Annotated in this window: 19 protein-coding genes; 8 read left to right on the top strand and 11 right to left on the bottom strand. The window is 71.1% G+C overall.

Going from position 1 to position 20,863, the window contains the following annotated elements; translation table 11 throughout:
* The first annotated feature begins 28 nt into the window (after positions 1–28).
* Positions 29–1,147 carry a phosphoserine transaminase gene (gene serC, locus ACIF9R_RS08725; protein ID WP_399976209.1) on the top strand — a complete coding sequence of 373 codons (1,119 nt, stop codon included), beginning with the start codon at positions 29–31 and terminating at the stop codon, positions 1,145–1,147.
* A 257-nt stretch (positions 1,148–1,404) separates the two neighbouring features.
* Here serC and ACIF9R_RS08720 read toward each other — a convergent pair whose 3' ends face one another.
* A complete protein-coding gene (locus tag ACIF9R_RS08720) occupies positions 1,405–2,391 on the bottom strand; it encodes a WD40 repeat domain-containing protein (RefSeq protein ID WP_399976206.1) in 987 nt (328 codons plus the stop codon).
* An 88-nt stretch (positions 2,392–2,479) separates the two neighbouring features.
* Here ACIF9R_RS08720 and ACIF9R_RS08715 point away from each other — a divergent pair, with 88 nt between their 5' ends.
* Together ACIF9R_RS08715 and ACIF9R_RS08710 are read left to right on the top strand one after the other, a co-directional pair.
* The gene (locus ACIF9R_RS08715) at positions 2,480–3,157 is read left to right on the top strand and encodes a GDSL-type esterase/lipase family protein (protein WP_399976204.1); all 678 of its coding nucleotides are present in this window, start codon (positions 2,480–2,482) and stop codon (positions 3,155–3,157) included.
* A 166-nt stretch (positions 3,158–3,323) separates the two neighbouring features.
* On the top strand, positions 3,324–4,316 hold the full coding sequence (locus ACIF9R_RS08710) for an aldo/keto reductase (protein ID WP_399976201.1): 993 nt from the start codon (positions 3,324–3,326) through the stop codon (positions 4,314–4,316).
* A 496-nt stretch (positions 4,317–4,812) separates the two neighbouring features.
* On the opposite strand, the gene thpR is transcribed toward ACIF9R_RS08710, so the two are convergent.
* Entirely contained in the window at positions 4,813–5,385 is a 573-nt protein-coding gene (gene thpR / locus ACIF9R_RS08705) for an RNA 2',3'-cyclic phosphodiesterase (RefSeq protein WP_399976199.1), read from the bottom strand.
* A gap of 117 nt (positions 5,386–5,502) precedes the next feature.
* On the opposite strand from thpR, the gene ACIF9R_RS08700 reads away from it, so the two are divergent.
* A complete protein-coding gene (locus ACIF9R_RS08700; RefSeq protein ID WP_399976197.1) occupies positions 5,503–6,090 on the top strand; it encodes a Uma2 family endonuclease in 588 nt (195 codons plus the stop codon).
* Positions 6,091–6,107: 17 nt separating this feature from the next.
* Here ACIF9R_RS08700 and ACIF9R_RS08695 read toward each other — a convergent pair whose 3' ends face one another.
* Entirely contained in the window at positions 6,108–7,475 is a 1,368-nt protein-coding gene (locus ACIF9R_RS08695) for an MFS transporter (RefSeq protein ID WP_399976194.1), read from the bottom strand.
* Positions 7,476–7,587: 112 nt separating this feature from the next.
* Entirely contained in the window at positions 7,588–8,025 is a 438-nt protein-coding gene (locus ACIF9R_RS08690; protein WP_399976191.1) for a MarR family winged helix-turn-helix transcriptional regulator, read from the bottom strand.
* Positions 8,026–8,183: 158 nt separating this feature from the next.
* Between ACIF9R_RS08690 and ACIF9R_RS08685 the strand changes: the two genes are divergently transcribed.
* Positions 8,184–8,366, top strand: a complete 183-nt coding sequence (locus ACIF9R_RS08685; protein ID WP_103542967.1) for a ribbon-helix-helix protein, CopG family — start codon at positions 8,184–8,186, stop codon at positions 8,364–8,366.
* Positions 8,367–8,440: 74 nt separating this feature from the next.
* Here ACIF9R_RS08685 and ACIF9R_RS08680 read toward each other — a convergent pair whose 3' ends face one another.
* Positions 8,441–9,892 carry an NCS2 family permease gene (locus tag ACIF9R_RS08680; protein ID WP_399976188.1) on the bottom strand — a complete coding sequence of 484 codons (1,452 nt, stop codon included), beginning with the start codon at positions 9,890–9,892 and terminating at the stop codon, positions 8,441–8,443.
* 225 nt (positions 9,893–10,117) lie between these two features.
* On the opposite strand from ACIF9R_RS08680, the gene ACIF9R_RS08675 reads away from it, so the two are divergent.
* Positions 10,118–10,384 carry a DUF2530 domain-containing protein gene (locus ACIF9R_RS08675; protein WP_399976185.1) on the top strand — a complete coding sequence of 89 codons (267 nt, stop codon included), beginning with the start codon at positions 10,118–10,120 and terminating at the stop codon, positions 10,382–10,384.
* Between the two features lie 258 nt (positions 10,385–10,642).
* Positions 10,643–13,045, top strand: a complete 2,403-nt coding sequence (locus ACIF9R_RS08670) for an HAD-IC family P-type ATPase (RefSeq protein WP_399976182.1) — start codon at positions 10,643–10,645, stop codon at positions 13,043–13,045.
* Positions 13,046–13,081: 36 nt separating this feature from the next.
* Here ACIF9R_RS08670 and ACIF9R_RS08665 read toward each other — a convergent pair whose 3' ends face one another.
* The 4 genes from ACIF9R_RS08665 to ACIF9R_RS08650 form a co-directional block, all read right to left on the bottom strand.
* Positions 13,082–13,822, bottom strand: a complete 741-nt coding sequence (locus ACIF9R_RS08665; protein ID WP_399976646.1) for a calcium-binding protein — start codon at positions 13,820–13,822, stop codon at positions 13,082–13,084.
* Between the two features lie 638 nt (positions 13,823–14,460).
* Positions 14,461–17,625, bottom strand: coding sequence for a sacsin N-terminal ATP-binding-like domain-containing protein (locus tag ACIF9R_RS08660; protein ID WP_399976179.1), 3,165 nt, complete (start codon positions 17,623–17,625; stop codon positions 14,461–14,463).
* A 124-nt stretch (positions 17,626–17,749) separates the two neighbouring features.
* Entirely contained in the window at positions 17,750–18,058 is a 309-nt protein-coding gene (locus ACIF9R_RS08655) for a multiprotein-bridging factor 1 family protein (protein ID WP_399976176.1), read from the bottom strand.
* Positions 18,058–18,435 carry a type II toxin-antitoxin system RelE/ParE family toxin gene (locus ACIF9R_RS08650; protein WP_399976174.1) on the bottom strand — a complete coding sequence of 126 codons (378 nt, stop codon included), beginning with the start codon at positions 18,433–18,435 and terminating at the stop codon, positions 18,058–18,060. The genes ACIF9R_RS08655 and ACIF9R_RS08650 overlap by 1 nt, the downstream gene beginning before the upstream one ends.
* Positions 18,436–18,924: 489 nt before the next feature.
* On the opposite strand from ACIF9R_RS08650, the gene ACIF9R_RS08645 reads away from it, so the two are divergent.
* A complete protein-coding gene (locus ACIF9R_RS08645; RefSeq protein ID WP_399976171.1) occupies positions 18,925–19,617 on the top strand; it encodes a M23 family metallopeptidase in 693 nt (230 codons plus the stop codon).
* 72 nt (positions 19,618–19,689) lie between these two features.
* Here ACIF9R_RS08645 and ACIF9R_RS08640 read toward each other — a convergent pair whose 3' ends face one another.
* Positions 19,690–19,899, bottom strand: a complete 210-nt coding sequence (locus ACIF9R_RS08640; RefSeq protein ID WP_399976168.1) for a DUF397 domain-containing protein — start codon at positions 19,897–19,899, stop codon at positions 19,690–19,692.
* A complete protein-coding gene (locus ACIF9R_RS08635; RefSeq protein ID WP_399976166.1) occupies positions 19,896–20,780 on the bottom strand; it encodes a helix-turn-helix domain-containing protein in 885 nt (294 codons plus the stop codon). The genes ACIF9R_RS08640 and ACIF9R_RS08635 overlap by 4 nt, the downstream gene beginning before the upstream one ends.
* Positions 20,781–20,863 lie beyond the last annotated feature (83 nt).

The raw sequence follows: 20,863 nt of genomic DNA, 5'->3' as shown, positions 1-20,863 counted from the left end.
GGTTTCCCTCAGCCGATAGGCTCCGGTCGTGGCTGATATCCAGATTCCCGCTGACATCAAGCCCGCCGACGGACGTTTCGGCGCGGGTCCCTCCAAGGTGCGGACGGAGGCGCTGGACGCCCTGGCCGCGACCGGCACGTCCCTGCTCGGCACATCCCACCGCCAGGCCCCGGTGAAGAACCTGGTCGGCAAGGTGCGCGAGGGCATCTCCGAGCTGTTCTCCCTCCCCGAGGGCTACGAGGTGATCCTCGGCAACGGTGGCTCCACCGCGTTCTGGGACATCGCGACCCACGGCCTGATCGAGAACAAGTCGCAGCACCTCACCTTCGGCGAGTTCAGCTCCAAGTTCGCCAAGGCGTCCAAGCTCGCCCCCTGGCTGGCCGAGCCCACCGTCATCTCCTCCGACCCGGGCACGCACCCCGAGGCGGCCGCCGAAGCCGGCGTGGACGTCTACGCGTTCACCCACAACGAGACCTCCACCGGTGTCGCCATGCCGATCAGGCGGGTGGCCGGCGCCGACGAGGGCTCCCTGGTCCTGGTGGACGCCACCTCCGGCGCGGGCGGCCTGCCGGTCGACATCGCCGAGACGGACGTCTACTACTTCGCCCCGCAGAAGTCCTTCGCCTCCGACGGCGGCCTGTGGATCGGCGTGTTCTCCCCCGCCGCGATCGAGCGCGCCGAGCGCGTCCACGCGAGCGGCCGCCACGTCCCGGAGTTCTTCAGCCTCCCCACGGCGATCGACAACTCCCGCAAGAACCAGACGTACAACACCCCGGCGCTGGCCACCCTGTTCCTGCTGAACGAGCAGCTGGAGTGGCTGAACGGCCAGGGCGGCCTCGACTGGTCCACGGCCCGTACGAAGGACTCCTCCACCCGCCTGTACGCGTGGGCGGACGAGTCCAAGTACGCCACCCCGTTCGTCACCGACCCGGGCAAGCGCTCCCAGGTCATCGGCACGATCGACTTCACGGACGAGGTCGACGCCGCCGCCGTCGCCAAGGTCCTGCGCGCCAACGGCGTCGTCGACACCGAGCCCTACCGCAAGCTCGGCCGCAACCAGCTCCGCGTCGCGATGTTCCCGGCGATCGACCCGGCGGACGTCGAGGCCCTGACGAAGTGCGTGGACTACGTCATCGAGCAGTTGTAGACACGTCCCGCACGACGAGGGGCGCCCGGCGGATCATCTCCGCCGGGCGCCCCTCGCCCGTCCGTACGCGCCCCTGCTCACTCACGGCCCGGGCGGTCGCCCAGACCGACTCCGACGATTTCTCGGGTTGCCTGCCCCAGGACCCTCCGGCCGGGGTGCCGAAGACGTCGCGGGCTACGACCGACCGGGCATCGGTCTCTCGCGTGGAGCACACTCCTCAGGATGACGACCGTCGGTCCCGAGCACCGGCGCCCGGTTCACCGACGGCGGCGACGCCGGCTCAGTCCGAAGAGGGCCACGACGACCACGGCCAGCGTCACCGCGCCGATCTTGACGGTGGTCCCGCCGCCGTCCGCAATGCTCTTGCCGTCCTGCGCGCCGGCGGCGCCCTTCCCGCCGCCGCCCCCGCCCTCAGCGGCGCCGGGTGCCTCGCGGGACTCGACCGGGCTGCCGGAGCCCTCGCTGCCGTACATGAGCCGGGAGCCGTCGGCGGAGTAGGTCACGGACTCCCCCTGCCCCTGGAGCGGCACGCTCAGCCGGTCCTTCCGCTGAAGCCTCCCGCCGTTCCAGGCGTAGTGGACACCGCCGAAGTAGCCGCGCACGGCGAGCTGTTGACCGTCCGGGGAGAGCGCCGCGTCGGTGGCCCACAGTTCGACGGGGGCGATCGGCCGGAAGATGTTCTCGCCGGAGGAGGAGAGCTTCTCCGGGCCCTCGTAGAGATGCCCGCCCTCCTCCTTCTTGTCGACGATGTAGACCCGCCCGGTCTTCGGGTGCACGACCATCGACTCGGCGTCCCGGGGCCCGTCGGAGTACTTCACGACGTACTGCGTAGCCCGCACGGTCGCGTCGCCCAGCTTCTTCGGCTCGGGCAGTTCGTAGATCCACACGTACGGCCAGGTGCCACCGAGGTTGTCCCCGATGTCCCCGACGAAGATCTTGTTGCCGGGGCCGACGGAGATGGCCTCGACGTCGCGGGGCGAGCCGATGCCGGTGAGGGTGAGGCGGGCGACGGTCTCGCCGGTCGCGCTGTCGACGGCGTAGAGGTAGGGGCCGTCGTCGCTGTCGTTGTGCGTCCAGTAGACGCCGGGGTGGAGGCGGGAGGCGGCGAGCCCGCTGGACTCGGTGATGCGCGGGTCGTTGATGCTGAACCCCTCGTTGCCGTCGGCGCTTTCGGCTGCGGAGGCGGGCACGGCGAGCGCGCCCGTGAGAAGGGTCGCGGCGAGCAGGGTCAAGGTTCTGCGCATGTGCCAAGGGTGCCATCCCTCACCGGACTTCACGGCGGGTGGTCGGTCTCACATCGCGGCGGGCGGGCTGATCGACCATGATGAGCGGGTGCTCAGGTTCATGCCCGTAGGTGACTCGATGACGATCGGGAGCGCGGGTGAACACACCTGGCGCTACCGGCTGTGGCAGCACCTGTGCACGGCGTACGGCGGCCCCTTCACACTGGTGGGCCCGCGCGAGACGCTCCACGACCCGTCGGCCGACGCCCCCACGTCGTACGCGTACGCCGATCCGGACTTCCCCCGCGCCCATCTCGCCGGCTGGGGCGAGGGCTGGCACCACATGACCCCGCTGATCGGCGAGGCCGTGCGCTCCTGCCGGGCGGATGTGCTGCTGGTCTCGCTGGGCCTGATCGACCTCGGCTTCTATACGAACGCCGAGCAGACGGCGGACAACGTCCGCACGTTCGTGGCCGAGGCGAGGGCCGCCGGGCCGGGCGTCCGCATGGCCGTCATGCCGGTGGTCCGCAACATCCGGGTGGAGACGGACGAGTCCTTCGCCGAGCAGGTCACCCGCTTCAACGAACTCCTCGCGAAGACCGTCGCCGACCTCGACGCACCGGGCTCCTCCCTGCTGCTCGTCCCGCCCCCGGCGTCGTACGACTTCCACACCGACACCTACGACGGCACCCACCCCAACGAGACCGGCGAACACAAGATCGCCGGCGCCTTCGCGGAGGCGATGTGGCGGGAGTGGGACCTGGGCGGGCCGTACGAGGGGGCCTGACAGCACCACGAGCCGGGGCGACGATATCAAGCACGGGGTTCCGGCGACTTCGACATGATCGCCTCGGTCACCGGACAGCGGACCGCCTGGGTCGTCCCCGCGGGCACCGCCGACTGATCGTCACCCCCTTGCATAGAGCGCACTCCAAGCCGTTGGCTTGATGCACATGAAGTACACGCAGCTCGGACGCACAGGTCTCAAGGTCAGCCGGCTCGTCCTCGGGACGATGAACTTCGGTCCGCAGACCGACGAGCCCGACTCACACGCCATCATGGACGCGGCGCTGGACGCCGGGATCAACTTCTTCGACACGGCCAATGTCTATGGGTGGGGCGAGAACAAGGGCCGCACCGAGAGCATCATCGGCAGCTGGTTCGCGAAGGGCGGCGACCGCCGCGACAAGGTGGTCCTCGCGACGAAGGTGTACGGGAACATGGCCGCCGACGGCGATGCCTGGCCCAACCACGACAAGCTGTCCGCCGTGAACATCCGGCGCGCGGTCGAGGCCTCGCTGAAGCGGCTGGGCACCGACTACATCGACCTCTACCAGTTCCACCACGTCGACCGGGACACCCCGTTCGAGGAGATCTGGCAGGCGGTCGACGTCCTGATCCAGCAGGGCAAGATCCTCTACGTCGGTTCCTCGAACTTCCCCGGCTACAAGATCGCCCAGGCGAACGAGATCGCCGCCCGGCGCGGCGGGACCATCGGCCTGGTCAGCGAGCAGTGCCTCTACAACCTCGCCGAGCGCCGCGCCGAGATGGAGGTCATCCCGGCCGCACAGGAGTACGGACTCGGGGTCATCCCCTGGTCGCCCCTGCACGGCGGTCTGCTGGGCGGTGTGATCAAGAAGGAGGCGGAGGGCGGCCGCCGCGCCTCCGGCCGGGCCGCCGACACGCTCGCCGATCCCACCGCGCGCGCCCGGATCCAGGCGTACGAGGACCTGCTCGACAAGCACGGCATCGAGCCCGGCGAGGCCGGTCTCGCCTGGCTGCTCACCCGGCCCGGGGTGACCGGCCCGATCGTCGGTCCGCGCACCGCCGCGCAGCTCGCGTCCGCGCTGAAGGCGGTCGAGCTGGAGCTGAGCCAGGAGCTGCTGACCTCCCTGGACGAGATCTTCCCGGGGCCGGGCCCGTCCCCCGAGGCCTTCGCCTGGTAGCAGGGGGCGCCCACACCGGGCTCCCTCACCCCGCCGGGCTCTCCCCGGCGCCGCCCCCTCGGCGACGCCGGGCAGGGCAACGCCCCCAGGGGCGCGGGGAACTGGCAGCAGGGGGCACCCATCCGCACACCGGGTCCCCTCACCGCGCCAGGCTCTCCCCGGCGCCGCCCCCTCGGCAGCGCCGGGCAGGGCAACGCCCTCAGGGGCGCGGGGAACTGCGCGACTGGCAGCAGAGGGCCCCTTCCGCACACCGGGTCCCCTCACCCCGCCGGGCTCCCAGCACCACCGCCACCTCGGCGACGCCGGGCAGGGCAACGCCCTCAGGGGCGCGGGGAACTGCGCGACCAGCCCCCACGCACCCGCACCCGCACCCGCGCCTCACGGCAGCCGACGGCGCTACTTGCCCAGCGCCGCCGCCAGCCCTACGACGACGAACATCAGTACGAGCGCACCGGCCATGATCCGGTTCCGGGTCTTCGGGTCCACGCCTTCGAGCCTAACCGGCCGCACCGAGCACCCGTCGGGCGACCGCCTCATAGCGGGGCTGCTCGCCCGGCACCCCGGATGCCGGGAGCCTGCTGCGCACCAGCACCAGCTCGTTCACGGTCCAGGTGCGCCCGCGCCACGCACGCAGGGCCGCCACGTGCGGCCGTACGTCGACGGCCTCCCGGCTGCGGGCCACCGTCAGGTGGGCCTTGTACCGCCGGTGCTCCTCCATCGCCACCCCGGCCTTCCGCGCCGCGGCCTCGGTCCGCCCGGCCAGCAGCCGCATCGTGCGCAGATCCCCCTCCGCCCCGGTCCACAGCGCCCTGCCCTGCCCGAACTGCCCCCCGCCGCGCAGGGCCAGCTCGAAGGGGTCCGTCCGGGCCGCGGCCCGCGTCAGCCGCGCGACCAGCTCCGGTGCGAGCTCGTCCGCGACCTCCCCGTAGAACGCGAGCGTGAAGTGCCATCCGGCCCGCTCGGTCCACCGCATCCCGTCGGCGCCGGGCAGCGCCCTCAGCTTCGCCACCTCGGCGGCAAGCTCGTGGAGCACGTCTTCCGGCGGCAGCACGGCGGCGAAGAGCCTCATGGGTCCAGTCTCGCAGGGAGCGTCCGCACGCTCCCACGTGTCCTGGTCGCCGTGCGTATCGTTGTACCGCGCGGCTGTACGCATCGAATCGAGCGGCAGCCGGGGAGGAGCGCCACGATGACCGTCCTCGAAGACAGGATCGCGATGGCCGAGAGCGGCGACGAGCTCACACTTGACGCGATGTTCGAGTGGCTGGAGAAGATGCCCATCCCCGAGGGCTACAAGACCGAGATCGTCGGGGGGCACATCTTCATGGCACCGCAGCGGGACACCCGCTGGGAGATCATCGCGAACATCTACGATCAGCTCCGCGTGAAGTATCCGCGCAAGCGGGTCAAGTCCGATGTCCGCATCGACTACCCGGGACACCTCAACGGCTTCGCCTCCGACGTGACCCTGCTGGCCGAGGGTGCGGCCAAGAACGGGAAGGGGCTCTGGCGCTTCGAGGACGTCGAGTTCATCGCCGAGGTGATTTCCAGGAGCACCGCGGGCAACGACTACGGCCCGAAGAAGGACACCTACGCCGCCGCGGGCGTGCCGGTGTACCTGATCGTCGACCCGTACACCGGCGAGTGGCACCTGCACACGCTGCCGGAGGACGGTAAGTACCACGCCTCCGTGCGCTTCGGCTTCGGCAGCGAAGTCGATCTGACCGGGACGGTCGTCGGTCTCGTCCTCAAGACCGACGAGTTCCCCCGCGACTGACCGCGCCGGCGGCCCCGTCACACCGCCGAAACCAGTTCCTCGCGCCGCTCCCGCGGCACGAACCGCACGCGCGGGTGGCCGCCGTGCCAGCCCACCGACAGCCGCAGGCCGCCGGCCCTGGCCAGGATCAGGCCGATCACGGACGCCGCGACCACCGCGACCGCGCCCCCGGTGGCGAAGCCCACGCGGGCGCCGTAGGTGTCGGTGATCCAGCCGACGATCGGGGCGCCGACCGGGGCACCGCCGAGGAAGACCATCATGTAGAGGGCCATGACACGGCCGCGCATGAGCGGGTCGGTGGTCATCTGGAGGCTGCTGTTGGTGGTGACGTTGACCGTCATCGAGAACAGGCCCAGCGGAATCATGACCAGCGCGAACATCCACAGCCGGGGCGACGCGGCGGCCACGATCTCCAGCGTGCCGAAGGCCATCGCGGCCAGGATCACCAGCCGCAGCCGGGCGGTGCCGCGCCGGGCCGCGAGGAGGGCGCCGGAGACCGAGCCGACCGCCACGAGGGTGTTGAACATGCTGTAGACGCCCGCGCCCCCGTCGAAGACCTCGTCGGCGAAGGCCGAGAGGTAGACGGGGAAGTTGAAGGCGAAGGTGCCGATGAAGCCGACCAGCACGATCGGCCAGAGCAGTTCGGGCCGTCCGCTGACATAGCGCAGGCCCTCCCGCAGCTGTCCCTTGCCGCGCGGGGCGCGTTCGACGGGGTGCAGTTCGCGGGCGCGCATCATCATCAGGCCGGCCAGCGGGGCGACGAAGGAGAGGCCGTTGAGGAGGAACGCCCAGCCCGTGCCGACGCCGGTGATCAGCAGACCCGCGACGGCGGGGCCGACCAGGCGGGCGGACTGGAAGTTCGCGGAGTTGAGACTGACCGCGTTCTGCAGCTGGCCGGGGCCGACGAGCTCGGAGACGAAGGCCTGGCGGGCGGGGTTGTCGACGACCGTGGCGAGACCGAGGGCGAAGGCGGCGAGGTAGATGTGCCAGACCTCGACGCGGCCGGTCAGGGTGAGGACGGCGAGCGCGAGCGCGGTGAGGGCCATCGCGCACTGGGTGACGAAGAGGGTGGGCCGCTTGCGCAGCCGGTCGACGAGGACACCGCCGTACAGGCCGAACAGCAGCATCGGCAGGAACTGCAGGGCCGTGGTGATGCCGACGGCGGCCGAGGAGCCGGTGAGGCTGAGCACCAGCCAGTCCTGGGCGATGCGCTGCATCCAGGTGCCGATGTTGGAGACGACCTGGCCGAGGAAGAACAGGCGGTAGTTCCTGACCCGCAGCGAGGAGAACATCGACTTCTTGCGGGTGGGGCTGATGTCGAGGGTGGACCGGGTGTCGTTGGGGTCAGGTGCGGGGGCGGAAGCTGCTCCGGATCCCGTACTCAAAAGGGTTCGCCTCCTTGCTCGGCCGCTGCTCGCGGCACTGCTGCCTGCGCGGATGCTCGGATGCTCGGATGCTCGGATATTCGAATGGCTGGATGGCCGGATGCCGGGACGCTCAGAGGTGTGCGAGCTTCTCCAGCACGGGGGCGGCGGCGCGCAGTTTCGCCCACTCGTCCTCGTCCAGATCCTGCACCAGCGTCGCCAGGAACGCGTTCCGCTTGCGGCGGCTCTCCTCGAGCATCGCCTCGGCCTGCTCGGTCTGCGTGACGACCTTCTGGCGGCGGTCGTCGGGGTGCGGCTCAAGGCGGACGAGCCCCTTGGCCTCCAGCAGGGCCACGATGCGGGTCATCGAGGGCGGCTGGACATGCTCCTTGCGGGCGAGCTCGCCCGGGGTGGCGTGGCCGCAGCGGGCCAGGGTGCCCAGCACCGACATCTCGGTGGGGCTCAGGGATTCGTCGACGCGCTGGTGCTTGAGCCGACGTGACAGCCGCATCACGGCGGAGCGAAGGGCGTTCACGGCGGCTGCGTCGTCGCCATGGCTGAGGTCCGGCATGTTCCTTAGCTTAACTCATTACTCTCTCTAAAGAACACCCGGGTGACGTGCCGTCCGCCGTGACTCCGGCCACCCTTGTCACACCGAATCACCCATACGAGTGATCCGGCCACGAAACACGACACACCACACCCGGGTGTGCGACAACGCTCATGCCCATGGGGACCGACGTGCTCAGCCTGCGTATGGACCGCGAACTGCTCGAACGACTCCGGGAGCATGCCGCCAGACGCGGCATGAGCGTCCAGGACTATGTCGTCCGGACGCTCATGCGCGATGACTTCGACCAGCGGTTCCAGGCCGCGGTCGAGGAGACGGAGAAGTTCTACGGGGTCACCTGAGGGGCCCGCCGAGAGGGCCCGCCGCCTCCCCTCGGGTCGGGCCCGGCCCCATCAGGTCGGGCCCAGTACCGGCATCAGGTCAGGCCCAGCGCCGGCATCAGGTAGTAGAAGGCGAAGACCGCCGCCACCGCGTACATCGCCGCCGGGACCTCGCGGCCGCGGCTGGCCGCCAGGCGCAGCACGGCGAAGGTGATGAAGCCCATGCCGATGCCGTTGGTGATCGAGTAGGTGAACGGCATCATCAGCATCGTCACGAAGGCCGGGACGGCGATCGTGTAGTCCGCCCAGTCGATCTCCTTGATCGAGCCCGCCAGGATCAGGAAGCCCACCGCCACCAGCGCCGGGGTGGCCGCCTGGGAGGGGACCATGGTGGCGACGGGGGTGAGGAACAGCGCCAGGGCGAACATCGCGCCGGTGACGAGGTTGGCGAAGCCGGTCCGCGCGCCCTCGCCGACACCGGCCGTGGACTCCACGAACGCGGTGGCGGCCGAGGAGGAGCTCGCACCGCCCGCGGCGACCGCGACACCGTCGATGAACAGGACCTTGTTGATGCCGGGCATCTGGCCCTCGCCGTCGGTCAGCTTGGCCTCGTCCGAGACGCCCATGATCGTGCCCATCGCGTCGAAGAAGCACGACAGCAGCACGGTGAAGACGAACAGGACGCCGGTCAGCACACCGACCTTGCCGAAGCCGCCGAACAGGCTGACCTGGCCGATCAGACCGAAGTCGGGGGTGGCGACGGGGTTGCCGGGCCAGGTGGGCGTGGTCAGGCCCCAGGACTCGATGTCCGCGACGGCGTTGACGACCAGCGCGACGACCGTCATGGCGACGATCGAGATGAGGATCGCGCCGGGCACCTTGCGCACGATCAGCGCCAGGGTGAGCAGCGTGCCGAGGACGAAGACGAGGACGGGCCAGCCGTTGAGGTGACCGCCGGCGCCCAGCTGGAGCGGGACCGTGGTCTGGGCGATGTCCGGGATGCGGGTGACGAAGCCGGAGTCGACCAGACCGATCAGCATGATGAACAGGCCGATACCGATGGCGATGGCCTTGCGCAGCCCGTACGGGACGGCGTTCATGACGCGTTCCCGCAGGCCGGTGGCGACCAGCAGCATGACGATGAAGCCGGCCAGCACCACCATGCCCATGGCGTCCGGCCACGACATGCGCGGCGCGAGCTGAAGGGCGACGACGGAGTTCACACCGAGGCCGGCGGCCAGCGCGATCGGGACGTTGCCGATGACGCCCATGAGGAGCGTGGTGAACGCCGCGGTCAGGGCGGTCGCGGTGACCAGCTGGCCGTTGTCGAGCTGGTGGCCGTACATGTCCTTCGCGCTGCCCAGGATGATCGGGTTCAGCACGATGATGTAGGCCATGGCGAAGAAGGTGGCGAGACCGCCGCGGATCTCACGGGGCAGGGTGCTGCCGCGCTCGCTGATCCGGAAGTAGCGGTCGAGGGCGCCGGTTCCGGCACCGGACCCCGGCTGCTCGGGGGTGGGGGCCTTGACGGGGGCCGACGTGGACATGCGAGGACCTCATCACCGGCAGGCCTCCCCCAAAGCCCTTTGGTGTTTTCTACGAATGAAAGCGGTCAGAGACAAACGGATTCAGTATGAACATATAAGCCCGTCGATGCTATCTCCGCGCGTAGACAAGCACGGGCGGGCCTGGCCGGATCCGTACGCGGTGCGGCGTACCTCACGCGTCCGGCCCGCCGACAGCACGGCGGCGGGCCCTCGTAAGCTGTCCGCATGGCGAAGTGGACCCCCAAGCACGAGGCGCCGGAGCCCCTGGAGGGCCCCGTGGTCGCCACCATCACCGGCGGCACGATCGTCTGGTTCGCCCTGTTCCTGGTGCAGCTGCCGTTCTACGGCTGGTTCGACGACCGCGGCCACACCTGGTGGCTGTGGACCTGCCTGGCCGGCGGCGGGCTCGGCTTCATCGGCATCTGGTACGTCCGCAGGCGTGACGCCGCGATCAAGCGGGACGAAGCGGCGCGGGCGGCCCGGACGGCCTGAGCGGCGCGGACGGCCCGGACAGCGGCGGACGGCCCGAACCGCGCGGACGGCCCGGATGGCCTGAGCAGCCCCGGCGGCCCTGACGGCGCGGACGGCGGCGGGCGGCGGCGGGCGGCCCGGACGGCGGCGGACCCAACTGCCGCCCCTGACACCGTCGTACGACCACGGCACGACGCCCGTCCACATCTCTCCTCCCCAGGTCTGATCTTCCGCCGTTCGGGTGGGTACGGTCCCGTATCCGCACGTACCGTCGAAGGCATGACGCATCTCGATGCGGGCGCCCGGGCCGATACCGCGCTCCCCGCCACGGTCACCTCCCCGGCGACCGGGCTCAACTCCGCGGAAGTCGCCGAACGGGTGGCGCGCGGTCAGGTCAACGACGTGCCCGCGCGCAGCAGCCGCTCTCTCACCGAGATCGTCCGCGCGAACGTGTTCACCCGGTTCAACGCGATCATCGGCGTGCTCTGGGTGATCATGCTGATCGTCGCGCCGATCCAGGACAGCCTGTTCGGCTTCGTGATCCTCGCCAACACTGGCATCGGGATCGTCCAGGAGTGGCGGGCGAAGAAGACCCTGGACTCCCTGGCGGTGATCGGCGAGGCGCGGCCGACGGTGCGCCGCGACGGGGTGTCGGCGCGGGTCGGCACGTCCGAGATCGTGCTGGACGACCTGATCGAGATCGGACCGGGTGACAAGGTCGTCGTCGACGGGGTGTGTGCCGAGGCGGACGGCCTGGAGATCGACGAGTCACTGCTCACCGGCGAGGCCGACCCCGTGGTGAAGCAGCCCGGTGACCGGGTCCTGTCGGGCAGTTTCGTCGTCGCGGGCGGTGGCTCGTTCCAGGCGACCAGGGTGGGGCGCGAGGCCTACGCGGCGCAGCTCGCCGAGGAGGCGTCCCGCTTCACCCTCGTCCACTCCGAACTGCGCAGCGGCATCTCCACGATCCTCAAGTACGTGACGTGGATGATGGTCCCGACCGCGATCGGTCTGATCATCAGCCAGCTGGTGGTCAAGGACAACGAGCTGAAGAACTCGATCGCCCGCACGGTCGGCGGGATCGTGCCGATGGTCCCCGAGGGGCTGGTGCTGCTCACCTCCGTCGCCTTCGCGATCGGCGTGATCCGGCTGGGCCGCAAGCAGTGCCTGGTGCAGGAGCTGCCCGCCATCGAGGGGCTGGCCCGGGTCGACACGGTCTGCCTGGACAAGACCGGCACGCTCACCGAGGGCGGCATGAACGTCACCGAGCTGCGGGTGCTGGGGGACGGCGACGGCACGTACCTGCGCAAGGTGCTGGGCGAGCTCGGCTCGGCGGACCCCCGCCCGAACGCCTCCCTGCGGGCCCTCATCGACGCGTTCCCGGACACCACCGAGTGGCGCCTGACCGACACGCTGCCCTTCTCCTCCGCCCGCAAGTACAGCGGCGCGACGTTCGAGGAGGAGCGGGGCGGGGAGGCCGTCAGCTGGCTCCTGGGGGCCCCGGACGTGCTGCTGGAGTCCGGTGACCCGGCGCTGGCGGAGACCGGGCGGATGAACGAGCAGGGGCTGCGGGTGCTGCTGCTCGCCCGGGTCCGTCCCGGGGTGGACGTCGACGACCCCGCCGCCGCGACGGGCGTACGGCCGGCCGCGCTGGTGGTGCTGGAGCAGCGGCTGCGGCCCGACGCCGCCGACACCCTGCGCTACTTCGCCGAGCAGGACGTCCGGGCCAAGGTCATCTCCGGGGACAACGCGGTGTCGGTCGGCGCGGTCGCGGCCAAGCTGGGCCTGTCCGGTACGGCGGTGGACGCGCGCCGGCTGCCCGCCGATCCGGACGCCATGGCGAAGGCGCTGGACGAGGGCACGGTGTTCGGTCGGGTCACCCCGCAGCAGAAGCGGAACATGGTGGGCGCGCTGCAGTCGGACGGCCACACGGTGGCGATGACCGGTGACGGTGTGAACGACGTGCTGGCGCTGAAGGACGCGGACATCGGTGTGGCGATGGGCTCCGGTTCGGAGGCCACCCGGGCGGTCGCGCAGATCGTGCTGCTGAACAACAGCTTCGCCACGCTGCCGTCGGTGGTGGCGGAGGGCCGCCGGGTGATCGGCAACATCACCCGGGTCGCGACGCTGTTCCTGGTGAAGACGGTGTACTCGGTGCTGCTGGCGGTGCTGGTGGTGCTCTCGCAGGTGGAGTACCCGTTCCTGCCGCGCCATCTGACCCTGCTGGCCACGCTCACCATCGGCGTCCCGGCGTTCTTCCTGGCGCTCGCCCCCAACAAGGAACGCGCCCGCCCGAACTTCGTGAAGCGGGTCATGCGGTACGCGATCCCGGGCGGGGTGCTGGCCGCGACGGCGACCTTCACGACGTATCTGATCGCCCGGGAGCACTACAGCGGCGAGGGCGCGCTGGAGGCGGAGACGAGCGCGGCGACGCTGACGCTGTTCCTGATCTCGCTCTGGGTGCTGGCGATCATCGCCCGGCCGTACACGTGGTGGCGCATCGGTCTGGTGGCGGCGATGGGCGGGGGGTTCCTGCTGGTGCTGGTGGTGCCGTGGCTCCAGCACTTCTTCGCGCTGAGGCTGGTGGGCATGACGATGCCGTGGACGGCGGCCGGCATCGCGGTCGTCGCGGCGGGGGTGCTGGAGCTGCTGTGGCGGTGGGTGGGCCGGCGGTTCCCCGCCTAGCGGGGCCGGGGCCCGCCCACCGCCCTTGCGCCGGGTCTACTTCACGTCGATGAAGTCGGCGGCGGAGTTGACCGCCGCGGTGATCGAGTTGCCCACGTAGGAGTAGCGGAAGTAGCCGTCGGCGGAGGCCTTGACGGTGGTCTTCAGCTCGCCCTTGGAGTTGGTCTTGATGGTCCTGATGGTGGTGTAGCTCTTGGCGGTCTTCTTACGGAACTGGAGCTTCACCGACTGGCCGGAGTAGCCGCCGTTCCTGAGCGTCTCCCAGTTGGCGCGGGTGAGCTTGCCGGTGACGGTGATCGTCCTGCCCTTCTTCACCGGCTCGGGCGTGGCGTTGACCGTCAGCTGCGAGGCCCGCTGGAACCTGAAGGAACCGGCCTTCTGCTTCCACACGTAGTCGTGGTCCTTGGCGTCGACCCAGGCCTCGACGTACCAGGTGCCGGCGCTGGCGTTGCTGAGGTAGTCGACCTTCGGGGCCACCAGGACCGAGGCGGTGCAGGTGGACGTGGTGGAGCTTGCCGCCTTGCAGGTGGGCCGGCCCGTCGAGAAGTTCCCGTAGTCGGGACCGTACAGCCAGAACTCCTCGGCACTCGCGATGCCCGAGTTGTCCCTGGCGGTCACGCTGACCGTGATGGTCTTCGGGCTGGAGGCGCCCACGGGCACCTTGTTGTCCCCGTCGACCACGACCTTGGTGATCGTGGTGTCGCCATACGATCCATTGGCCTGGGCGGCCGGAACGGCGAGGGCGGACAGGGCAAGGGCGCCGGAGACGGTGGCCACGGCGGCCACGGTGGCCACGGTGGCCACGGTGGCCACGGCGGCCACGGTGGCCACGGTGGCCACGGCGGCCACGGCGGCCACGGTGGCCACGGCGGCACGTATGCGCATGTGTTGTTCCCCAGGGGGAGAAGGGGGCCCCGGCTCTGGTCGTTCGCTACGGCTCGTCGTCGGCGCGGGACCCCGAGTGATCGTGGGGTCTGTTGACCCGACTGATCAGATTCACCACTCGCGTGAATGGTTGTAGAGAAATGTGACCATCTTGCGGACGGTGGTGTCCGGCCCGGGCTTGTCCGGGGCGCCCATCGCTGCCGGGGCGCCCCTGGCAACCCGCGCGGCCTGGACCCCGGCACCCCGGCACCCCGGCACCCCGGCACCCCGGCACCCCGGAGCCTGCCCGGTGTTGGTACCGGGCGGGGGGTGTCTGCGCGGCCCGGCGCCTGCGGGGTGCCGTCGCGCCCACCCGTGCCGCCCTGCGGCACGACTGCCCGCGGAGGGCGAGGGCCCGTCGCCACCCTCCGCCACCGCAACTGCTGCACGGCCCCCCACGGAGGGCGAGGGAACCAGTCGCCCCCACCCACCACCACCGCAACTGCGGCACGACCCCCCGCGGAAGGCGGGGGACCGGTCGGGTGCCGGGGTCAGTCGAACCAGCGGTCGCGGGACAGTTCGTCGGTTCGGGACGGGTCCTCCAGCAGGGCCGCGACCTCGAAGCGGCGGGGCCACTGGCCCGCCGCCCAGGCGAGACCCGCGGCCACGCCCTCCAGCGTGGCCGCATGGAGCACACCGTCGTCGGTCAGCCGCCAGTCGATCTCCACACCGTCGACGACCAGCTCCTCGTGCTCCACGTACGACGCCAGCGTCCCGACCCCGAGCAGCACCCGCACCGGCTCCGGTACGTCGTGCACATCACCCTCGGAGCCGACCTCCCCGGTGACGGACTCGCTCAGCCGCCGCACCTGGAACAGCTCCGCCAGCTCGGCGGCCCGCGCCGGCCGTACCGGCAGCAGCGGAACCCCCGCTGTGAACGGCAGCAGATCCGGTGAGTCGACGACCACCGCGTCCGCCGCGTCCACCACCTCGACCCGCCCGTCGACCACGGCCCGCAGCTCGTCCGGCAGGGTCACCTGCTCGGGGTCCAGCTCGGCCAGCGCCCCGTACAGGGCGTGCAGCTGGGCGGCGGTGACCCGGCGGTCGGGGTCGGCGAGGCGGTCGAGCAGTTCGGCCGCGCCGCCGGGCTCGTCGAGCAGCGCGGCCACCGAGGTCCGTACGCCCAGCGCCCGCAGCACCTGCTCGTCCTCGAAGCCGGTCGCGTCGGCCTCCTCGTACAGGCCCCGCAGCAGCGGATCGCTCCCGGACGCCCGCAGTCCGGCCGGGTGGCGCCCGTCGATCACCGGGTGCCCGCGCAGCCACCACGCGGTGTAGGGCCGTACGGTCTCGTGGGTGCCGTCGTGCAGCAGGATGCGCACCGGCTGGACGAGCGCGTCGCGCAGCGGGGGCCGGGACAGCAGGGCGAGGGCCTGCGGCCAGCGTTCGTCGTCCACGAGGTCGAGGTCGCGCACGGCGACGATCTCGGTGGCGACCGGCGGGACGGGACTGTCCGGGAAGCGGTCGAGGAGGTCCTCGCTCCACACGTCCACGGCGTCCAGCAGCCCGGCGTCGTCGGGCTCGGCGAAGTCCCCCTCTCTCGGCTCCAGTTCATCGGGGTCGAGGACGACATCGGTGGCACGGACGAGGGTGAAGTCCACCAGCACCCCGCATGCCGAGAGGGGCTGTTCGCCCCACTTGGCTGCCAGCTCGCCGTCCACGGCCGCGAGTTCTCCCTCGCGCATGACCTGGGCGAACGGGCCACCGGGGAAGACGAGTTCGCAGGCCGGGGAGAGTTCGCCGTCCTCGTCGGGGAGGGCGAGGGCGCCCAGCCACGGTTCGTCACCGGGTTCGAGGGCGGCGTCCCGCACCAACCCCAGCACGACGTCGGCGAGTTCCTCGGCGTCCGGCACGTCCTCCTCCCAGTTCGTCCCGCCCTCGTCGTCCAGCGAGGCGGCGACGGCGGCCCGCACCTGCGGGGTGGTGAGGACGGCGCGCGGGGTGGCGGGAAGGGCGCCCAGTTTCTCCAGCAGGGGGTGCGCGGCGTCGGGGTGGGCGACCTTGAGACCGAGCCGGGCGAGGAGTTCGGCATCGAGGGAGGCCGAGTCGGGGGTGGGCAGCAGCACCTGCCGGGGCCCGATCGTCGTCCGCCCTCCCCCGGAGCCGAAAGCCCGGGAGGTGCCCCCGGCGAGCGGCACCGGCAGCCCGGACAGCCGGTCCGGCTCGACCCCGGCGAGGCTGTCGTACAGCCGCCGCCACCAGTCGGGGGACTTCTCCAGGCCCGCCAGTCGGTCGATCGCGTCGGTGAGCGGCACCCGGGCGACCCCGAGCGTGCGCAGCTCGACGCGCCGTTCGAGACCGGCGGGCAGGAGGGTGGGGAGCACCTCCGCCAGGACGCGTACGGTGTCGGCCCCCGCGCCCTCCACGACCTCGGCGTCCCTGGGCCGCAGCGACTCGGGCAGATCGGAGTCGCCCTCCTCGTCCGCGCGCGGTGCGGCGGCGGGCGGCAGGAAGGACGTGCGCGGCAGCCGTTCGAGGATCGCCCGGCGCAGGGCGCCGTCCAGCTCGCCCTTGCCGAGCGGGCCGGGCACGAGGCCGATGATCCCGTCCGTCACCGGGCGCCACTCGGCGAGCAGCCCGGCGTAGGCGTCGGCGGCGCGCTGCACGAGGAAGTCGGTGAGCGGGCCGGGGGCGGCGTGCCGGCGGGTGGAGTCCAGCGGGAGGGAGGCGATGAGCAGGGCGGGCACACCGAGGGGCTCGTCGCTCGGGGTGGGCGCGTGCACGACGGCGCTGGTCCGGGGCCGGGCGGGACGTCCGTCGGCGTCCACGGGCACGGCCCAGGTGACCGACCAGAACGGCCGCAGCCGCTCCTCGACCGGCCGGTCGGCGAGCAGGTCGGGGGTGAGCGGCCCCTGCGCGACGGCCGTGCGCCACCGGGTCGTACCCTCGCGCGAGTCCTCGACGACGGTGAGCTCCCCGTCCGCGCGCCGCCGCACGGTACGGGGCTCCGCGTCCCCGATCTCGACGACGACGTCCTCCAGGCCGGGCAGGGCCAGCAGCAGGGCGTCGTCGACGGCGTCCAGCAGCCGCTCGGCGAGATCGGCGGCGGCCGCGTCCCGCAGCGGGAGGATGACCGCGGTGTCGTACGGGTCGGGCGCGGTCCCCTCGGCGGCGAACGGGAGTCGCAGCAGCGGCACATGACCGTCCCGCCGGCGGATCTCGTCCACCAGACCGGCGCTCCGCAGGGCGGTGTCGTCCGCGAGGCCGCGTGCCTCGGCGAGCGACCACCTGACCCCGCCGTGCCGTCCGACGACGGCGGGCTCGTCGGTCACGGCGAGTACGGCGGCGAACCCGACCCCGAACCGCCCCACGGCCCGGTCCGGCGCGTCCCGCTTCGCGGAGGCCCGCAGGGTGGACAGCGACTCGACCCCGGCCTCGTCGAGCGGGGCCCCGGTGTTGGCGGCGACGAGGACCCCGTCGCGCAGGGTGAGCCGGAGCCGTCCCGGTACGCCGGCGCGGGCGGCGGCGTCGGCGGCGTTCTGCGCGAGCTCGACGACGAGACGGTCCCGGTACCCGCCGAGGACCAGGTCCTCCTCGGCGTTGGCGTCCTCACGGAAGCGGGCGGGGCTGGTGGCCCAGGCGTCGAGGACACCGCGCCGCAGCCGCGCCGTCCCGAACGGATCGGCACCCTCGGCGGCGGGCCGCACGTACTTGCTCACGTTGACTCTCCTCATCGGCCGCCCTGATCGGCGTGAGGACGAAGGTACCGTCCCACGGCACCCCGGCGAGGAGCACGTGAATAGCGAGGCCTCGGGCCGCGCGAAGCACGTGAGCCGCGAGACCTCAGGCCGCGCGATCCTCGAAGCGGAACTCGGGACTGGTGCGCGGGTCGATGCGGGCCCCGGCCTCCAGAGCGGCGGCCAGCCGCTCGATCAGCTCCAGCGTGGGCTCGACGTCGCTCTCCTCGATGGCCTCGACGGCCTCCTCGGAGAGCTCCGCACGCCGGGCCAGTTCGGCGGTGGACCAGCCGAGGGCGGAGCGCCGGTCGTAGACGGCCTGCGCGAAGTCCATACGCCGTCCCGCGGCACGGTACGCCGGATCCTCACGGTGCTCCGGCGGCACTGTCCAGCTCGTGTGGTAACCGCTGCTCATCAGGCCTCCTCGTCCCTACTGTAGACGGCGTGCTCACCGGCCGGAGCGTGCTCCGCCTCGCACAGTTTCCTCGCTCGCTGCGCTCTCAGCACTTCTTCCCTCTCTCGCATTCTGGTCTTGCGGAAGACAGTGAGGAGCACCGCGCGTCGCCCCGGGGCAAACCAGTAGGTGACGCGCACCGGTCCGATCCGCAGTTCTCGCAGCCCGTCACCCAGGTGACTGGCAAGCGGAAACGGTAGTGCGTGGCCATCGGTGGCAAGCCGGTCCGCGAAGCGTTCGACGGTTCTGTAGCCCGAGAGGGGAAGCGTTTCCAGCCATGCCCGGACCTCCGGCTCGATTTCAATGACGTAAGGGTCCGGTTCCGGTAGTGCCGACATGACCGTTCCGTTCGTAGCGCGGCCTGGTGGACAAGGCTTACGGCGTCCACACAATCGGTCAGTTGGCGGCCCCGGGGTCGAACCCCCGAGGTTCACACCATCAGGTACGGACTCGAAGGCGGTTACCGGGGGCATGGCGATCACCAGCGGCATGGCGAATTCCCGGAGACCCACGCCACATCCGGACCGGCCCGCCGGTGACATGCTCCACAGGCGAAACATCCCGTACTACCCGGAATAGTCGAGAACCACCCCACCGCAATTCGGACATTTCGCGCACAGTCCTGATCGATCGGCGCGAAATGGCGGCTTTCGTCCCCCATGGAGCCCTTCGTCAAGAGACCTGGACCTCACGCCAGAAGTACGGCCTTTCGTCGTAGGTCACACCTTTGCGGCTTTTGGGCGGCTGCGGTTACCAAGGAACGGCCAGCGCGGCACGGACCAGTTCCGCGGATGGCTTCCCCCGCCCCCTCCCCCATGAGGTTTTCGATGTTCGAGCGCGTCACGTCCCGTTTCCCCCGTACGTCCGCCACCCGCACCCGCGCGGCCGTCCTGGCCGCCGGTCTGGGCTCCACGGTCGTCCTGGGAGCCGGGGTCGCGGTCGCCGCCGCCGAGAACACGGCCGTGTCCGGCAGCGCCACCGCTGTCCAGGCGCAGGCCGCCGCTCAGGCCGAGGCCGCGAAGACGCAGGCCGTCATGGTCGAGAAGGCCGCCAAGACCACCAAGCCGGCCAAGCCCGCCAAGCCCGCCGCGAAGAAGCAGGCGTCCTGGGTCTCCCCCGTGAAGAGCTACAAGCTCTCCGCCAGCTACGCCGCGAACGGCGGCATGTGGGCCTCGAAGCACTCCGGCCAGGACTACGCCGTCCCGACCGGCACCCCCGTCGTCGCCGTCCACGGCGGCACCGTCGTCAAGTCCGGCGGCAACGGCGCCGGTGACGGCCCCGCGTACGGCAACGCCGTCGTCATCAAGCACAGCAACGGCACGTACTCCCAGTACGCCCACCTGTCCTCGGTGAACGTGAAGGCCGGCCAGGTCGTCAAGACCGGCCAGAAGATCGCCCTGTCCGGCAACACCGGCAACTCCAGCGGCCCCCACCTGCACTTCGAGATCCGCACCAGCCCGAACTACGGCACCGCCGTCAACCCGGCAGCCTTCCTGCGCGCCAACGGCGTCACGCTCTGACCCGGTTCACGCAGCAGCACCCGAGCGACCCCGAGGTACGGCCCTGCGCCGCCCTCGGGGTCGCGTCCGCGTTCAGCCCTCGGACGCGTACGGGACGAAGGCAGCCCACGTGTCCGGGGCGAAGGCGATGCGGGGTCCCGTGACGTCCTTGGAGTCGCGGACGTGGACGGTGCCGGGGGTGAGGGCGAGTTCGACGCAGGACTCACCGTTGTTGCCGCTGCTGTAGCTGCTCTTGAACCATGTCGGCTCGGAGGCGTCCCCGGCAGTGGTCTTGCGGATCATGTTTCCCCCAGCAGTTGCTCGATGAAGGCCAGCGACTCCCGAGGCGAGAGTGCCTGAGCCCGGATCGTCCCATACTGCAGTTCAAGGATGCGCAGCTGTTTGGGCTCCGAGGTCGGCCGCCCGTTGAACTCGCCGTCGGCCCGACCAACCGCCGTCCCGTCTGCGAACTTCAGCAGCTCGATGGTGCCGTCCGTCCCGGAGTGAGTCTCACAGTTCATCGGCATCACCTGAAGCACGACGTTGTGCAACCGGCCCACCTCCACAAGGCGTTCGAGTTGCTGACGCCAGAGCATTGTGCCCCCGATGGGCCGACGCAGAACCCCCTCTTCCAGGACGAAGCTGAGCGCCGGGGCGGGATCACGCTCGAAGACTGTGCGCCGTGCGATGCGTGCAGCCACCATGCGCTCCACATCGTCCGGAGAGTAGGGCGGCTGTGCCGCCCCGATCACAGCTCGCGCATGCTCCGGCGTCTGCAACAGGCCATTGATGCTGTTGGACTGATACACAGCGATCTCGACCGCTCTCGCTTCCAACTTGCCCAGCGCCCGAACCTTCTTCGGGTACCGGACCTTCTTCACGTCCTCCCAGGCCGCCGCGATCAGCCCGCCCGCTTCCAGGACCTCGTCCGCCTTGTCCAGGAACTCCTGGCGGGGGATCCGCTTGCCGCCCTCGATCTTGTACACCATGTCTTCGCCGTACCCGACGATCCGACCGAACTCGGCGGCCCGCATCCCCGCCGCCTCGCGCCGCAGCTTCAACTGCCGCCCGACCGTCGTGATGACCGCGACGCCCCACTCGTCATCCGGGTCCACCTCCCAACCGGGCTCGTCCGCCTCTTCCTTGAGCCGACCCGTCTCCGCCTCCACCTCGACCGCCGTCATGCCGCACCTCTCCCTCGGAACCGTCCGTGACGCACTCCGCGCCCTACCCGTACCAACCGTCGGAACAGCCACGACAGCACCGG

This window comes from Streptomyces sp. NPDC086080, from assembly GCF_044540255.1.
Taxonomy (GTDB): Bacteria; Actinomycetota; Actinomycetes; order Streptomycetales; family Streptomycetaceae; genus Streptomyces.
This window is presented reverse-complemented; position numbering and strand designations above follow the sequence as displayed.

Bases quoted from the DNA above. Each gene is read 5' to 3' on its own strand.
- ACIF9R_RS08720 (WP_399976206.1), bottom strand. From the start codon at position 2,391: ATGCGCAGAACCTTGACCCTGCTCGCCGCGACCCTTCTCACGGGCGCG.
- ACIF9R_RS08710 (WP_399976201.1), top strand. From the start codon at position 3,324: ATGAAGTACACGCAGCTCGGACGCACAGGTCTCAAGGTCAGCCGGCTC.
- thpR (WP_399976199.1), bottom strand. From the start codon at position 5,385: ATGAGGCTCTTCGCCGCCGTGCTGCCGCCGGAAGACGTGCTCCACGAG.
- ACIF9R_RS08700 (WP_399976197.1), top strand. From the start codon at position 5,503: ATGACCGTCCTCGAAGACAGGATCGCGATGGCCGAGAGCGGCGACGAG.
- ACIF9R_RS08690 (WP_399976191.1), bottom strand. From the start codon at position 8,025: ATGCCGGACCTCAGCCATGGCGACGACGCAGCCGCCGTGAACGCCCTT.
- ACIF9R_RS08685 (WP_103542967.1), top strand. From the start codon at position 8,184: ATGGGGACCGACGTGCTCAGCCTGCGTATGGACCGCGAACTGCTCGAA.
- ACIF9R_RS08680 (WP_399976188.1), bottom strand. From the start codon at position 9,892: ATGTCCACGTCGGCCCCCGTCAAGGCCCCCACCCCCGAGCAGCCGGGG.
- ACIF9R_RS08675 (WP_399976185.1), top strand. From the start codon at position 10,118: ATGGCGAAGTGGACCCCCAAGCACGAGGCGCCGGAGCCCCTGGAGGGC.
- ACIF9R_RS08670 (WP_399976182.1), top strand. From the start codon at position 10,643: ATGACGCATCTCGATGCGGGCGCCCGGGCCGATACCGCGCTCCCCGCC.
- ACIF9R_RS08655 (WP_399976176.1), bottom strand. From the start codon at position 18,058: ATGAGCAGCGGTTACCACACGAGCTGGACAGTGCCGCCGGAGCACCGT.
- ACIF9R_RS08650 (WP_399976174.1), bottom strand. From the start codon at position 18,435: ATGTCGGCACTACCGGAACCGGACCCTTACGTCATTGAAATCGAGCCG.
- ACIF9R_RS08645 (WP_399976171.1), top strand. From the start codon at position 18,925: ATGTTCGAGCGCGTCACGTCCCGTTTCCCCCGTACGTCCGCCACCCGC.
- ACIF9R_RS08640 (WP_399976168.1), bottom strand. From the start codon at position 19,899: ATGATCCGCAAGACCACTGCCGGGGACGCCTCCGAGCCGACATGGTTC.
- ACIF9R_RS08635 (WP_399976166.1), bottom strand. From the start codon at position 20,780: ATGACGGCGGTCGAGGTGGAGGCGGAGACGGGTCGGCTCAAGGAAGAG.